The 15,496-nt window shown below is 64.9% G+C and carries 8 protein-coding genes and 2 rRNA genes; 6 read left to right on the plus strand and 4 right to left on the minus strand.

What is annotated here, in order from left to right:
* The first annotated feature begins 535 nt into the window (after positions 1-535).
* The 6 genes from ACV095_RS00975 (at position 536) to ACV095_RS01000 (ending at position 9,908) form a co-directional block, all read left to right on the plus strand.
* Positions 536-3,665, plus strand: a 23S ribosomal RNA gene (locus tag ACV095_RS00975).
* Positions 3,666-3,838: 173 nt separating this feature from the next.
* Positions 3,839-3,955, plus strand: a 5S ribosomal RNA gene (gene rrf, locus ACV095_RS00980).
* Positions 3,956-4,238: 283 nt separating this feature from the next.
* A complete protein-coding gene (locus ACV095_RS00985; protein ID WP_011693739.1) occupies positions 4,239-4,523 on the plus strand; it encodes an HU family DNA-binding protein in 285 nt (94 codons plus the stop codon).
* A 163-nt stretch (positions 4,524-4,686) separates the two neighbouring features.
* Entirely contained in the window at positions 4,687-6,864 is a 2,178-nt protein-coding gene (locus tag ACV095_RS00990; RefSeq protein WP_478222700.1) for a bifunctional copper resistance protein CopD/cytochrome c oxidase assembly protein, read from the plus strand.
* Positions 6,864-8,870, plus strand: coding sequence for an NHL domain-containing thioredoxin family protein (locus tag ACV095_RS00995; RefSeq protein ID WP_134164963.1), 2,007 nt, complete (start codon positions 6,864-6,866; stop codon positions 8,868-8,870). The genes ACV095_RS00990 and ACV095_RS00995 overlap by 1 nt, the downstream gene beginning before the upstream one ends.
* A gap of 168 nt (positions 8,871-9,038) precedes the next feature.
* Positions 9,039-9,908 carry a type IV toxin-antitoxin system AbiEi family antitoxin domain-containing protein gene (locus tag ACV095_RS01000; protein WP_478222701.1) on the plus strand — a complete coding sequence of 290 codons (870 nt, stop codon included), beginning with the start codon at positions 9,039-9,041 and terminating at the stop codon, positions 9,906-9,908.
* A gap of 57 nt (positions 9,909-9,965) precedes the next feature.
* Here ACV095_RS01000 and ACV095_RS01005 read toward each other — a convergent pair whose 3' ends face one another.
* The 4 genes from ACV095_RS01005 to ACV095_RS01020 form a co-directional block, all read right to left on the minus strand.
* A complete protein-coding gene (locus tag ACV095_RS01005) occupies positions 9,966-10,958 on the minus strand; it encodes a hypothetical protein (RefSeq protein ID WP_196804800.1) in 993 nt (330 codons plus the stop codon).
* Between the two features lie 167 nt (positions 10,959-11,125).
* Entirely contained in the window at positions 11,126-12,898 is a 1,773-nt protein-coding gene (locus ACV095_RS01010; protein WP_478222702.1) for a helicase HerA-like domain-containing protein, read from the minus strand.
* Positions 12,899-12,946: 48 nt separating this feature from the next.
* Positions 12,947-13,498 carry a GNAT family N-acetyltransferase gene (locus ACV095_RS01015; RefSeq protein ID WP_018772073.1) on the minus strand — a complete coding sequence of 184 codons (552 nt, stop codon included), beginning with the start codon at positions 13,496-13,498 and terminating at the stop codon, positions 12,947-12,949.
* A 36-nt stretch (positions 13,499-13,534) separates the two neighbouring features.
* Positions 13,535-15,484, minus strand: a complete 1,950-nt coding sequence (locus ACV095_RS01020; RefSeq protein ID WP_478222703.1) for an FAD/NAD(P)-binding protein — start codon at positions 15,482-15,484, stop codon at positions 13,535-13,537.
* Between the last annotated feature and the right edge of the window lie 12 nt (positions 15,485-15,496).

A 15,496-nucleotide genomic window follows, 5' to 3' on the forward strand; every position in this document is an offset into this window, starting at 1 on the left:
GAGCACCTCCAACTCTTCTGTGCTGGTGAATGCCGGTGTGGGGGGTTGTCAGGAAGCAAGCCCGCAGCATGGACGATTGTTCCGTGGCGGGTGCTCATGGGTGGAATATCAACAAATAGGTGCCTGGTGGCACGGACCGGTGTGGTTAGTACGAATGTTTTGTTCTTCTCTTCGGGGGAGGGCGGGTGTTCTGGAACGCGGCTGGTTTGGGTTGCTGGGTAGTGTTTGGCACACTGTTGGGTCCTGAGGCAACAGGGCCGGGGAGGGGTTGCTGCGGCTTTGGTCGTGGTGGTTCCTTGTCGGGTTTGTTTGTTTCTGGTTTCCCTGCCGTGACGTTCCGTGCGCCTGTTGTGGGTGTGTGGGGTGTGTGGTGTGGGGTTGTTGTTTGAGAACTACATAGTGGACGCGAGCATCTTGTATAAGAAGCAATTTCCAAGATTAATGAACCTGGATCTGGCTGCGCTGTTGATGCCCTTTGGGTGTTGGGGTGTGGTTGGTTTCTGTGGTTCTCTCGAGAAATGTTTTTGATCTTTGTGGTCAAGTTTTTAAGAGCACACGGTGGATGCCTTGGCATTAGGAGCCGAAGAAGGACGTAGGAATCTGCGATAAGCCTGGGGGAGTCGATAACCGGACTGTGATCCCAGGGTGTCCGAATGGGGAAACCCCGCCGAGCGCGCGAGTGACTCGGTGACCCGTACCTGAACACATAGGGTGCGTGGGGGGAACGCGGGGAAGTGAAACATCTCAGTACCCGCAGGAAGAGAAAACAATAGTGATTCCGTTAGTAGTGGCGAGCGAACGCGGATCAGGCTAAACCGTTCCATGTGTGATAGCCGGCGGGCGTTGCATGGTCGGGGTTGTGGGACTTTCCATACCAGTTCTGCCGGGCTGGTGGGGTGTGATGTGCGCGCATAGGTGAACGGTTTTGAAAGGCCGGCCAGAGAGGGTGTTAGTCCCGTAACCGTAATGTGTTTGTACCGCCTGTGAGAGTATCCCAAGTAGTACGGGGCCCGAGAAATCCCGTGCGAATCTGTCAGGACCACCTGATAAGCCTAAATACTCCCTAATGACCGATAGCGGACCAGTACCGTGAGGGAAAGGTGAAAAGTACCCCGGGAGGGGAGTGAAACAGTACCTGAAACCGTGTGCTTACAATCCGTCGGAGCCAGTCTGATTCTGGTGACGGCGTGCCTTTTGAAGAATGAGCCTGCGAGTTAGTGTTACGTCGCGAGGTTAACCCGTGTGGGGCAGCCGTAGCGAAAGCGAGTCTGAATAGGGCGTGTGAGTGGCGTGATCTAGACCCGAAGCGAAGTGATCTACCCATGGCCAGGTTGAAGCGACGGTAAGACGTCGTGGAGGACCGAACCCACTTCAGTTGAAAATGGAGGGGATGAGCTGTGGGTAGGGGTGAAAGGCCAATCAAACTTCGTGATAGCTGGTTCTCCCCGAAATGCATTTAGGTGCAGCGTTGCGTGTTTCTTGCTGGAGGTAGAGCTACTGGATGGCTAATGGGCCCTACAAGGTTACTGACGTCAGCCAAACTCCGAATGCCGGTAAGTGAGAGCGCAGCAGTGAGACTGTGGGGGATAAGCTTCATAGTCGAGAGGGAAACAGCCCAGACCACCAACTAAGGCCCCTAAGCGTGTGCTAAGTGGGAAAGGATGTGGAGTTGCCCAGACAACCAGGAGGTTGGCTTAGAAGCAGCCACCCTTAAAAGAGTGCGTAATAGCTCACTGGTCAAGTGATTCCGCGCCGACAATGTAGCGGGGCTCAAGTACACCGCCGAAGTTGTGGCATTCACATTTTAGCTAAGCCCTTGTGGTTCAGGCGTGTGGATGGGTAGGGGAGCGTCGTGTGGGCGGTGAAGTCGCGGTGTAAACCAGCGGTGGAGCCTACACGAGTGAGAATGCAGGCATGAGTAGCGAAAGACGGGTGAGAAACCCGTCCGCCGAATGATCAAGGGTTCCAGGGTCAAGCTAATCTGCCCTGGGTAAGTCGGGACCTAAGGCGAGGCCGACAGGCGTAGTCGATGGACAACGGGTTGATATTCCCGTACCGGCGAAAAACCGCCCATGCTGAGCGGGGGATACTAACTGCCCGAAGCCTGCCCGAGCGCCCTTGTGGTGTGAGGGTTTTGGTGGAGCGCAGGACCTGATCCCGGGAGGCAAGCGTATTAACAGGTGTGACGCAGGAAGGTAGCCGAGCCGGGCGATGGTTGTCCCGGTCTAAGGATGTAGGGCGAGTGGTAGGCAAATCCGCCACTCATGGTGCCTGAGATCTGATGGGACCCCCGTTTGGGGGGATTTGGTGATCCTATGCTGCCGAGAAAAGCATCGACGCGAGGTTTTAGCCGCCCGTACCCCAAACCGACACAGGTGATCAGGTAGAGAATACCAAGGCGATCGAGAGAATTATGGTTAAGGAACTCGGCAAAATGCCCCCGTAACTTCGGGAGAAGGGGGGCCCCAACCTTGATACACCCTTTGCGGTGTGGAGGGGATCGGGGCCGCAGAGACCAGGGGGAAGCGACTGTTTACTAAAAACACAGGTCCGTGCGAAGTCGCAAGACGATGTATACGGACTGACTCCTGCCCGGTGCTGGAAGGTTAAGAGGACCGGTTAGCCGCAAGGCGAAGCTGAGAATTTAAGCCCCAGTAAACGGCGGTGGTAACTATAACCATCCTAAGGTAGCGAAATTCCTTGTCGGGTAAGTTCCGACCTGCACGAATGGAGTAACGACTTCCCCGCTGTCTCAACCATAAACTCGGCGAAATTGCAGTACGAGTAAAGATGCTCGTTACGCGCAGCAGGACGGAAAGACCCCGAGACCTTTACTATAGTTTGGTATTGGTGTTCGGAGTGGCTTGTGTAGGATAGGTGGGAGACGTTGAAGCCCGGACGCCAGTTCGGGTGGAGTCATCGTTGAAATACCACTCTGGTCACTTTGGACATCTAACTTCGGCCCGTAATCCGGGTCAGGGACAGTGCCTGATGGGTAGTTTAACTGGGGCGGTTGCCTCCTAAAAAGTAACGGAGGCGCCCAAAGGTTCCCTCAGCCTGGTTGGCAATCAGGTGTCGAGTGTAAGTGCACAAGGGAGCTTGACTGTGAGAGAGACATCTCGAGCAGGGACGAAAGTCGGGACTAGTGATCCGGCGGTACATTGTGGAATGGCCGTCGCTCAACGGATAAAAGGTACCTCGGGGATAACAGGCTGATCTTGCCCAAGAGTCCATATCGACGGCATGGTTTGGCACCTCGATGTCGGCTCGTCGCATCCTGGGGCTGGAGTAGGTCCCAAGGGTTGGGCTGTTCGCCCATTAAAGCGGTACGCGAGCTGGGTTTAGAACGTCGTGAGACAGTTCGGTCCCTATCCGCTGCGCGCGCAGGAAATTTGAGAAGGGCTGTCCTTAGTACGAGAGGACCGGGACGGACGAACCTCTGGTGTGTCAGTTGTACTGCCAAGTGCACCGCTGATTAGCTACGTTCGGATGGGATAACCGCTGAAAGCATCTAAGCGGGAAGCTCGCTTCGAGATGAGATTTCCATACACCCTCGGGTGTGAGAGGCCCCCAGCCAGACCACTGGGTTGATAGGCCGGATGTGGAAGCGAGGACTAACGACTCGTGAAGCTGACCGGTACTAATAGGCCAACAACTTACACCACACAGATACATACAAACTCTGCTTGCGTCCACTATGTGGTTCCCAACCAACAACCCCCCAACACACGGGGTTGTCACGGCACGGAACCACCACAACTGAAGAACAACACCACAATGTTGTAACCACGAGTCTTCCCACCCCCGAACAAAACACTGGGCGGGCGGGTACAAGGGTTACGGCGGTCATAGCGTGGGGGAAACGCCCGGTCCCATTCCGAACCCGGAAGCTAAGACCCACAGCGCCGATGGTACTGCACCCGGGAGGGTGTGGGAGAGTAGGTCACCGCCGGACACACATTGGTCGAGGCCCCAACCACCAGGTTGGGGCCTCCCACATTTAACCCCAACTCCCCTTCATGGAACCGGACGCGGTGTCCCAGGAAACCCGGCAGGAAGCGCAAAGCCTTCCTCCAAGGGCTGAAAATGGGCCCCGGAATCGGTGATTAACCTCAAAAAGTCGCGGAAACACGCGGAATTTGCGGACCGGAAGCGCCCAAGCTGGTAAGTTTTCGGACAGTGGCTTGTGCGCATGCCGCGTGCAGGCTCCAGAATCAGAATCGTCCAGGAGGACATAAATGGCTAAGAACCGTAGTGAACTTGTTGCAGAGGTAGCAGGCAAGGCCGGCACCAGCCAGGCTGCCGTCAACTCCGTCCTCGATGCACTGTTCGAGGTTTTCGAGACTTCTGTCGCCGCGGGCGAGAAGATCACCATCCCGGGCTGGCTCGCCGTCGAGCGCACTGACCGTGCAGCACGCACCGGCCGCAACCCGCAGACCGGCGAAACCATCCAGATCGCAGCAGGCCACAGCGTCAAGCTGACCGCCGGCTCCAAGCTGAAGGCTGCAGTCTCCAAGAAGTAAAGCTTGTCCCTCCCGGCATGCAGCCGGCTGGAACAAGGAGCGGCAACCCATCGGGTTGCCGCTCCTTTGCTTTAACGGCCCGGCTCCAACTGCTCCCCGGCTCCAACTGCTCACTGGCATACAACCCGGATTCGCGGCGCAGGCAGGCGTAGCGGACAATGGAATGGTGTCTTCCGCCGCAACTCCACGTTCCACCGCGCCCCAGTCCGATCCTGGCAAGGGAGCTGCGGTCCGGGACGCCGGAAGCCGGGGGATCCCCGTGCCCTGGCAGCTTGCAGGCCTGGCAGCACTCTTCCTGGCCCTTGCAGCAGCACTGATCTTCTCCGGCGCTGCAGCGGCGCGCAGCGTCGCCGACCCCGGCGCCCTGGTGCGGTGGGGCCTGCCCGTCAGCAAGGCAATCCATAACGTCTCCCTGGCGACCGTCGTCGGAGGCCTGATCTTCGCCGTCGGCATCCTCCCCAAAAACCTGAACCCCCGGAACAGTGCCGTGCGGGGCCGGGACCGGGAAACTCCACCAGCCGGCGGTGCGCCCGAACATCCCGCCTTCACCCGCGTGCTCGCTGTGGCTGCCGTCGCGGGCGCCGTGTGGACCTTGTCCGCCATCGCAGTCCTGGTGCTCACCTATGCCGACGTAGCAGGGCAGGGGCTGTCCGGCGATCCCGCGTTCACCCAGGCCCTGGTGTACTTCATGACGGACATCGAAACGGGCCGGGCATGGCTTGCCGTCATCATCATTGCCGCCGTGGTGACCACCACGCTGTTCGGCGTCAGGTCCCTGGGCGGCCTCGCCCTGACCCTCATCCTGGCCTTCATCGGCCTGGTCCCCACCGCCCTGATCGGACACTCGTCGAGCTCTTCGGACCACGAGGGTGCCATCAACTCACTCGGCCTGCACCTGGTGGGCGTGAGCACCTGGGTGGGCGGCATCATCATCCTGGCCCTGCTGTCCGGGATCCTCACGGGGTCCAAGGCCGGGGCAGCCACGGATATCACCGAACCCACGCTCCGGCGGTTCTCCACCCTGGCCGGCTTCGCGTTCGTGCTGGTCTTCGCCTCGGGCATCATCAACGCCAGCATCCGCGTCACCAGCTGGCATGATCTCTTCGGCTCGGCGTACGGCCAGCTGATCCTGGCCAAGACTGCCGCGGCGGTGGTCCTGGGCGGCATCGGCTTCATGCACCGGCAGTGGGTCATCCCGCAGCTGGGCCGCAAGGGCTCCACCCTGTCCTCGCGGCGGGTCCTCTGGCAGCTGGTGCTGGCTGAGCTGCTGGTCATGGGCGCCACCTCGGGCATCGCCGTGGCCCTGGGCCGCTCGGCGCCGCCGCAGCCAACGGAAGTGGCGGCCAATGCCTCGCCCGCCTTCATCCTCAGCGGCTACGAGCTGCCCCCGGAGCTGACGCCCGAACGCTGGTTGACCGAGTGGCGGCTGGACTGGCTCTGGGTGGGCGTGGCCCTCTTCGGCCTGGCCACCTACTTCCTGGGCGTGGCCAAGGTCCGCCGCCGGGGCGATTCCTGGCAGTGGTTCCGGTCCCTGAACTGGGTCATCGGCCTGGTGGTCCTGACGTTCATCACGTCCGGGCCGCCGTCGGTCTATGGCCGCGTCCTGTTCTCCGCGCACATGGTGGACCATATGGCCCTGACCATGGTTGCCCCGATCTTCCTGGTGCTGGGCGCCCCCGTGACCCTGGCCCTGCGTGCGCTGCCCGCCCGCGGCGACGGCTCACGCGGGATGCGCGAATGGCTGCTGGTCTTCGTCCATTCGAAGTTCTCGCAGCTGGTCACCCACCCGCTGTTCGCCGCTGCCAACTTCGCCGGCTCGATCGTGCTGTTCTACTACTCGGACCTGTTTGGCTTCGCCATGCGCGAGCATGTGGGCCACGAGCTGATGAACCTGCACTTCCTGCTCACCGGGTACATCTTTGTGCTCAGCATGATCGGCACGGACCCGCTGCCGCGCCGTGCGCCGTACCCCATGCGGCTGCTCCTGCTGCTGGCCACCATGGGCTTCCATGCCTTCTTCGGGGTCTCCATCATGGGCGGCACCGGGCTGCTGGCCGCGGACTACTTCGGCAACCTTGGCCGCGCCTGGGGACCGTCGGCCCTCGTCGACCAGCAGACCGGCGGCGCGGTGGCCTGGGGCATCGGTGAGGTGCCAACGCTGCTGGTGGCGATCGGCGTCGCCATCATGTGGTCCAGGTCCGACCAGCGGGAGACCAAACGCGTGGACCGCGCGGCGGACAGGAATAACGACGCCGATCTGACCGCTTACAACGATATGTTTGCCAAATTGGCCGAACGCGACGCCAAGCTGGCTGAACGCAACAAGCTGGAAGGACGCTGATGAGCGAAACCGTACGCACGCATGCCCGGGTCCGGGCCTCCGAACTGGTAGGCCGCAACTGGCTGAACACCGGCGGCAAGACCCTGGACCTGGAGGCCCTGCGCGGCAAGATCGTGCTGCTGGACTTCTGGACCTTCTGCTGCATCAACTGCCTGCACGTCCTGGACGAGCTGCGGCCGCTGGAGGAGCAGTACTCCGATGTCCTGGTGACGGTGGGCGTCCACTCGCCCAAGTTCGAGCACGAGGCGGACCCGGTGGCGCTGGCCGCGGCCGTGGAGCGGTACGAGATCCACCACCCCGTCCTGGATGATCCAGAGCTGGACACCTGGAAGGCCTACACCGCCCGTGCCTGGCCCACCCTGGTGGTCATCGACCCCGAGGGCTACATCGTGGCGCACCTCTCCGGCGAGGGCCACGCGGACGGGCTCGCCGTGCTGATCCCCGAGCTCATCGCCGAACACGAAGCCAAGGGCACCCTCCACCGCGGCTCCGGCCCGTACGTGGCGCCCGAGGCAACCTCCGGCACCCTTCGCTTCCCCGGCAAGGCGCTGTTCCTGCCCGCCGGCCGCGGGTCTGCTTCAGGGGCAGCGTCCGACGGCGGCACGTCCGCAGGTGCCCCGACGTCCGGCACCTGGCTGGTCACCGACACCGGCCACCACCGGCTGGTGGAACTGGACACCGACTTCCACACGGTGCTGGCAACCTTTGGCTCGGGCACCAAGGGCTATGCCGACGGTCCCGCCGCCGGTGACACGGCCACCGCCCAGTTCAACGAACCCCAGGGCCTGGTCCTGCTGCCGGAAGATGTGGCAGCCAAGGTGGGCTACGACGTCGTAATTGCTGACTCCGTCAACCACCGCCTGCGCGGTCTTTCCCTCACGGACGGCAAGGCGTCCACGCTGGCCGGCAACGGGATCCAACGCCTGCTGGAGACCGGCCCCGCCCGCGTGGACGAGGACGCCGCGGGGTTCACGGGCAAGCTGAGCGAGCACCCGCTCGAAGTCTCCCTGAGCTCTCCCTGGGACGTGGTGTGGTCACGGAAGCTGAACGCCGTGGTGGTCGCGATGGCCGGTACGCACCAGATCTTCAGCTTCGACCCTGTGGGCGGCGAAGTGGACATCATCGCGGGCAACGGGCTTGAGGGCCTGCTGGACGGCGCCGCGCACGAATCCTGGTTCGCCCAGCCCTCAGGCGTGGCCGAGGACGCCGACGGCAACATCTGGGTGGCCGATTCGGAGACCTCCGCACTGCGGAAGCTGGTGGTTGACGATTCCGGGAAGGTCACCGTGGAGTCTGCAGTAGGCAAGGGCCTGTTCGACTTCGGCTTCCGCGACGGCCCGGCCGCCGACGCACGCCTGCAGCACCCGCTGGGCGTGACCGTCCTGCCCGACGGCTCCGTGGCGATCGCGGACACCTACAACGGTGCCGTCCGCCGCTACGACCCCGCATCCGGCACCGTGTCCACCCTGGCACGAGGTTTGGCCGAGCCCTCCGACGTGATCGTGGACCACACCCACTCGGCCGGTTCCGAGCCCCTGCTGGTAGTGGTGGAGGCCAACAAGCACCAGATCGTCTACGTGCCCATTCCCAAGGAAGCACAGCAGGTGGATGAGGGCGCATCCCAGACCCACCGGCCCAAGAGCCCGGTGGCGCCCGGCGCGCTGGACCTGACCGTCCGCTTCACGGCGCCCACGGGCCAGAAGCTCGACGACCGCTGGGGCGACCCCACCCAGCTGAAGATCTCCTCCACGCCTCCCGGGCTGCTGGTCTCCGGCGGCGGAACCTCCGTGGGACTGCAGCGCACCCTGGAGCTGTCCCCCGACGTGCCCGAGGGCGTGCTGCACATTACCGCCCGCGCCGCGGCCTGCGACGGCCCCGAGACCGAGGACGGCGAAATCCCCGACCACGCCGCCTGCCACCTGTACCAGCAGGACTGGGGCATCCCCGTGGTCCTTCAGGCCGATGGTGACACGGAACTGGTCCTGGACCTGCGCGGAATGGACTGACCCTCCGCTGGTTTTGCTGAACTGGCCCGGTTTTCAGGGCGTCGTGCCCTGAAGGCCGGGCCAGTCCTGTCTCTGCTCCCCGAAAACTGGGCCAGTCTGGACGCGCCGTTGTCCACATAGCCTCCGTTACTTCTGCCGCAGGCCAGGGCAGGCAGGCATTGTGGCCACATGGACCCTACGGAGATCCTCAGGTCGGCCGGGGGAGTACTGCTGCGGCGTGACGTGCTGGCCGCAGGGGCTACGGAAACGGCGCTTCGGCGGGCGGTCCGGAGCGGCCAGGTGGTACGCCTGGAGCGGGGCGTCTTGGCCGTTGCAGGCGCTGATCCGGAGCTGATGGCTGCCGGCAGGGCCCGCGGTCTCCTGACATGTGCCTCCGCGGCCCCGAAATACGGCCTATGGCAGCTGCGTTCCGCCGCGACGCCCCATTACTGGCACAGCAATGGGCGGAGTGCAGCCCGATGTGTCAGCCACAGGCTTCCCCTGACCCAGCAGCCGCAGCACAGGACGCTTGCAGCACTGCCCGACGTCCTGCTCCAGGCGCTGCTGTGCCTGCCGGAACTCGAATCCGTGGTCATGGTGGAATGCGCCTATAACCGCGGAGACATTGAGCCCGGCCATCTCTTCCGCCTCTTGGATGGCAATCGATGCGGCAAGGCCCGGCAGGTTCTGTCCAAGGTTGAGCGTGGCGCGGACTCCCTCCTGGAAACCCTGGCCCGGGTGCTGTTCAGGGATGCCGGGATAGCCACGGAGACGCAAGTGTGGATCGAGGGAATAGGACGTGTGGACTTCCTCCTGGAGGGATTCCTCATCGTCGAGATCGATGGAATCGCCTTCCACATGGAGCCACGGCAATACAAGAAGGACCGCCGCAGGGATAACGCCGCAATACGTCGGGGCCTGCCCGTGCTCAGATTCTTCTACGACGATGTGGTTTACGCGCCGGAGTCCGTCTTGGCGCAGGTGCGGGAGGTGCTGGCGCGGGGTTCGCTGCGGTGGCCGCAGCCGAACCAGCCCAGTTTTCGACAGGACTGGGTCTAAAACTCCGGGCAGCACGTCAACTAGGGGACCAAAACTGGGCCACTTTGGATGCAGGGCCTAGAAGCTCAGCATCGGGGTGACCTTGACGGTGTCGCCGGAGACGTCCAGGCGGGTGGTGAAGCTGAAGTCCACCTCTGCGTCCAGCGGGTACCAGGCCCCGGTGAACGAGTTCTGCTGGAGCGCCTCCACCTTGGCCTTGCCGTCCAGGGGCGCCACCACCCAGCGGCCGTCGAACGGCTCCACTGATACACCCGGGTACTTGGTCACGGTCCACCGGATGGTGCCGTCCTGGACCCTGTTGTTGCTGGTGTAGTAGAAGGGGCAGTCCGGCTGGAGCTTCTGTTCCTTGACGGCCTCCGCCGCGCAGCCGTCCAGGAACTCCCGGATCTTGGCTGCAACGTCGTTCTTCAGCTTGTCCGTGGCCTGGGTCAGCAGGTTGAGGGGCGCCACCGGGGCGTCCTTGGAGGTGACGGTGGCCCTGGTGGCGGGTGCCGAGAAGTACTGTCCGTCCAGGGACGCCTCGTATTCGCCCGGGTAGAACACGGCAAAGGAGTTGCGGCCGTTGGGCATATTGACCGGGACGCCGTTGACGTCAGCCTCGTTGCCGTTGACCACGGTGATATCAACGGTGGGCAGCCGGGACGGGACAAACGCCCAGGTGTTGAAGAACAGCCACTCGGTGCCGGTCTTCTGCAGGAGGAAGTCAGTGTGCAGCCGGCTGCCGTCGATGGTGTACTCCAGGGGCACCGTGACCTGGTTGTTCGGACGTTCCTCAGGGTCGCCGATCTTGATGTTCGCTACACGGGACGCCGCCGTCTGCAGCCCGGGGCCATCCAGCATTGCAGCATTGCTGGGCGGGACCGCGGCCCGCAGGAGTCCGAGTGCACGCCCGCCGTCTCCGCTCCTCAAAGCATCCAGGTATTCCCGTACCGGCTGCTGCGGGCTGGCCACGGTGTTGTTCACAACGTTGATGGCCACGATGGCTCCGGCGATGGCAAGCATGAGGCCCAGCAGCCATCCGGCCGCGATCCTCACCAACGCTTGACTCATCTGCACGTTCCTTACAGTAACGGCAGTGCGGACGCACACTAAAGTTGGCGTCCCCCCTATCTTGCCGGGCAACACCCGGTTAATGCCCGACGGCGGGTGGCCGGGCCGGCATTGACACGAGCCTTGGCGGTTCCCGGGACACCCGTTGCAGGGTGGGAGCGGCAGGGTCAGCGGCGGCGGCGCCGGGACGATGTGCCGAACACGCCGCGGAGCAGTTCGCGCCCCAACTGGGTGCCCATGGACCGTGCCATGCTCTTGAGTCCGCCGCCCAGGGCGCCGCCGAGCACTCCGCCGAGGTCGCCCATCATGCCGCCCGGTTGCGGCCCGGGCTCCCGCGACTGCGGCTGCCGGGACCGCGGTGCGCGCGGAGCCTTTGTCCGCCGTGGCGTTTCACGCGCCTCCCCGTCCTCCGCGCCGCCGTACTGGGGTTCAGGATCCTGCGCGGGAACCGGGGCCTGCGGCGGCCTGCTGCTGGGCCGGCCCAGGATTTCCTCCTCGATCCGGCGGGCTTCGGCGTCCACGTCGTAGCCGGCGGGCCCCGCAGGTTCCCCGGCCGGGGTGTCGGCCGCCGGACCCGTGGGCGCGGCCGCCTTGCCGGTGAGCTTTTCGTAGGCGGAGGGGTTGTCCACCGCTGTTCCGTACTTGCCCAGCAGCGCGGAACCGGCCACCGTGCTGCGCACCAGGGTCTCCTCGCTGGGGCCCATCAAGGACTCGGGTGCCCGGAGCCGGGTGAGGGCCACCGGCGTGGGCGCGCCCTTTTCGTTCATGACGGTAATGACGGCCTCGCCGATACCCGCCGAGGTGAGGGTCTCTTCGAGGTCGTAGTCGCTGACCGGGAACGTGGACACCGTGGCTTTGAGCGCCTTGGCGTCCTCGGGGGTGAACGCACGGAGGGCGTGCTGCACCCGGTTGGCCAGCTGGCCCAGGACATCGGCGGGGACGTCCTTGGGTGTCTGGGTGACGAAGAAGATGCCCACCCCCTTGGACCGGATGAGCCGGACGGTGGTGGTGATGGCGTCCAGGAAGGCCTTGCTGGCCCCGTTGAACAGCAGGTGGGCCTCGTCCAGGAAGAACACGAGTTTGGGCTTGTCCAGGTCGCCGGCCTCCGGAAGGTCCTCGAACAGGTCCGCCAGCAGCCACATCAGGAAGGTGGAGAACAGCATGGGCTTGGTCTGCAGGGTGGGCAGCTCCAGGCAAGTGACCACGCCGCGGCCGTCGGGGGCGGTGCGCAGCAGCTCGGCGGTATCGAACTCCGGCTCCCCGAAGAACTTTTCCAGCCCCTGCGCCTCGAGGCCCACCAGTTCGCGGAGGATCACCCCGGCGGTCGCCTTGGACAGCCCGCCCAGTTCCTCCAGCCGGTCCTTGCCCTCGTCCGAGGTGAGGAACTGGATGACGGCGCGGAGGTCCTTGAGGTCGATCAGCTCCAGGCCGTTCTTGTCCGCAAAATAGAACACCAGCTGCAGGCTCGATTCCTGCGTGTCGTTCAGTTCCATGATGCGCGAGAGCAGGATGGGCCCGAACGAGGACACGGTGGCGCGCACAGGAACACCGTTGCCGTCCCCGCCCAGCGCCAGGAACTCCACCGGAAACGCCTTGCCCTGCCACGGCTGGCCGATGCTTTGCGTGCGTGCGGTGAGCTTGTCGCTGCCGGCGGCGGCAGTCGCCAGGCCGGAAAGGTCGCCCTTGATGTCGGCCAGGAAGACGGGGACGCCGGCCGTGGACAGCTGTTCGGCCATCATGTGCAGGGTGACGGTCTTGCCCGTTCCGGTGGCGCCGGCCACCAGCCCGTGCCTGTTCATCATGGCCAGCGGCAGCCGCACCGGCGCGTCCTTGTGGAGCTCGCCGTCGATGATGGCGGCCCCCAGCTCGATGGTGGCGCCTTCGAGCGTGTAGCCCTTCTGGATGGTGGCAAGCTTCTCTGCTGTGGTTTTGGAGGCCATGGCGCCAGCATAACCGCGGCGGCCCCGGATGGGGGGGTGGCCGGGCGGTCAGTCCGGCCGGGAATTCCGCGGAACCGGGGCGAGCTCCTTGGTGAACGCCAGCGGTCCGATGGTTTCCGGATCGGCGTCGAGGTCGAACTGTGCCTGGTAGCCGGTGGTGAGGTAAAGGTCCTTGGCTTCGGGCTGCCGCGGGCCCGTGGTGAGGTACAGCCGGGTGTAGCCGCGGGCGGCAGCCAGGGCTTCCAGCTCGGCCAGCACCAGCCTGCCCAGACCACGACGGCGGTGGGCCGAGTGCGTCCAGATCCGCTTCAGTTCCGCGGTGGTTTCGTCATACCGGCGGAACGCGCCGCCGGCGATCGACTCGCCGTCCTCCTGGATGACCAGGAGGGCTCCGTGCGGTCCCTCGAATTCCGCGGCGGGGTAGCGGTTCAGTTCCTCTGCGGCAGCCGTGCGGCCGAACAGGTCCCCGTAGCGGGTGTCGTATTCGACGGCGAGCTCGTCCAGGAGCGGCCGGACGCGCGGATCGTGCATGGGCAGGCTGAGGACCACCAGGCTGGCGGGATCAAGCGGCCTGGGACGAAGGTGTGGTTCTGCGGTCACTGGTTATTCCTTGTCACTGGTCGTTATTGTTGCCGGTCAGTTCTGTCCGGCGGCGGCTGGTTCCGGAGTCATGGCGGCCGGGGCAGACACATCCCCGGCAGCCACGCCGCGGGCAGTGCGGAGGATGGTCCGGGCCAGGGCATCGTTCTCGCGGAACGGCGCGGCGTTCGTGTTGGGCCGGGCAAAGGCGCCCGCGCCCCAGCCCGATGTTCCCGGGCCGACGCCGAAAAGGGTGGTGTGCGGCTTGCCGCCGGCCCCCACCAGCTGGTGCTGCGGGGACACCAGGAGTTTCCCGGTGGAGTGGATGCCGTCGGAGGTCAGCAGCTGCTGCTCGCTGCCCAGGCCGCTCCCGTGCAGGGAGGCGAGCACGGGGTTCAGCGAGCGGGCCACGGACGTGGCCGGCAGCCGCGCCTCGATCAGGGCCTTCGCCGTGACGGTCACCCCGGACTGGGCGGACGAAGCAACAAAAAGCCCGGTGGCCTCATCGGCGGAGACCTGGAGGCCGGGACCCAGGAACTGCAGCAGGCCGGCCCGGTGCAGCGCCAGGACCTGGCGGAGCCGGTGCGGCGGCGGACCGGAGTCCACGAAGCTGAAGAAGCCGTGCCACCAGCCGTGGATGACCTGCTGCGAGCGTGCGTTCAGCCGCTCGGGCGGGACTACGCGCCCCACCTCCATATAGACGTGCAGCAGGGCCAGGAACAGGGCAAGGGTTTCGGGGTGGTCAGGGCTGTCCCGCAGTGCCAGGTCCTGCTCGATGTATCCGGCCACCGCGTCCTGGACTTCCGCGTGATCGCTGAAGCGGCGGCCGTCGAAGGGGCGGTCCAGCCGCTCCAGGTCCAGGTGCAGGCCGGCGTCAGGGACCGCTGCGGCCACCAGGTCTTTCCGCCCGGGGCTGTACCAGTCCAGTCCCGCATAGGGGGCGGCGAACCCGTCCCAGCCCATGGCGGCGCGTTCAGGGCTTCCGGTCAGAAGCTCGCGGTAATAGTAGTAGCCGGCTTCCTTGGCGATCAGGGGCCAGAGATGCCGGTGGAAGTCCAGCTCGCCATGCTGCTGCAGCAGCGCATCCACGGCGGCGGCCGTAAAGAACCGCAACGGCCCGGGAGCCTGCCCCCGGAGGGCAGCGGAAATCTTCGAGTGGTACGGCACTCCCCGCCGGGAGCCGGCCCACAGCACCGGTTCCCGTCCGGACGGAAGGTAGCGCAGCCCGCCGTCGGACGTTTCCTGGAACCTGCCGCCGCGCCCTTCCATCAGGAGGACCAGCAGGTCCACGAACGCCAGGCCCATCCCGGCGACGATGACGTCCTGTCCGGGGGCAATGGGGGAGTAGTCGACGTCGGTGGTGTAGCTGGGTGCCGCGTGGCAGCCGCCGTGCCGGGCGGCGAAGTCCGTGAAGCCGGCGGACACGGCGTCCGGGAGGGAATCGGTGTGGCCCAGGGCGGTCACCACGATGTCCGCGTGCAGGGTCCGCCCGTTGGCCAGCCCAACCTGGTGGCCGCCGCCTTTCAGTTCCGTAATGCCCACTGCGGTGGTCCGGTGGACCGTGACGCTGCGGCCCAGGGACCTGGCGGCGCGGCGGAAGAACCACTCCAGGTACTGGCTCTGCAGCTGGCGGGTGGGAAAGGTGGTGCCGGTCAGGGACCGCAGCTGGTCCCACAGCGGCTGGGGAAAATCCGGGACGTCGATGATGGAGGCGTCCAGGACGCCGGCGGCCCATTCGGCCAGCGCCGGACCCGGTGCGGCGGGGCCCTGGCAGTCCACCGACTGGTCCGTGAACATGGTGATGTCCGCGGCCATGGAGTTGAGGAGGAGCCCGGGGTCCTGGTCGTACCGCCAGATGCGGCCCGAGCCCGGGATGTGCGGCTCCACCACGTGGATCTGCAGCGGCCCGGCGAAGACGTCCGGCCGGTTGGCGGCGATCCGTTCCAGCACACCCGCCGTGCGCGGCCCGCCGCCGATGAAGACGATGGCCGGGATGGTGGCTGGCATGGGCTCTCCTGA

The sequence above is a fragment of the Arthrobacter sp. JDC6 genome (genome assembly GCF_056484025.1).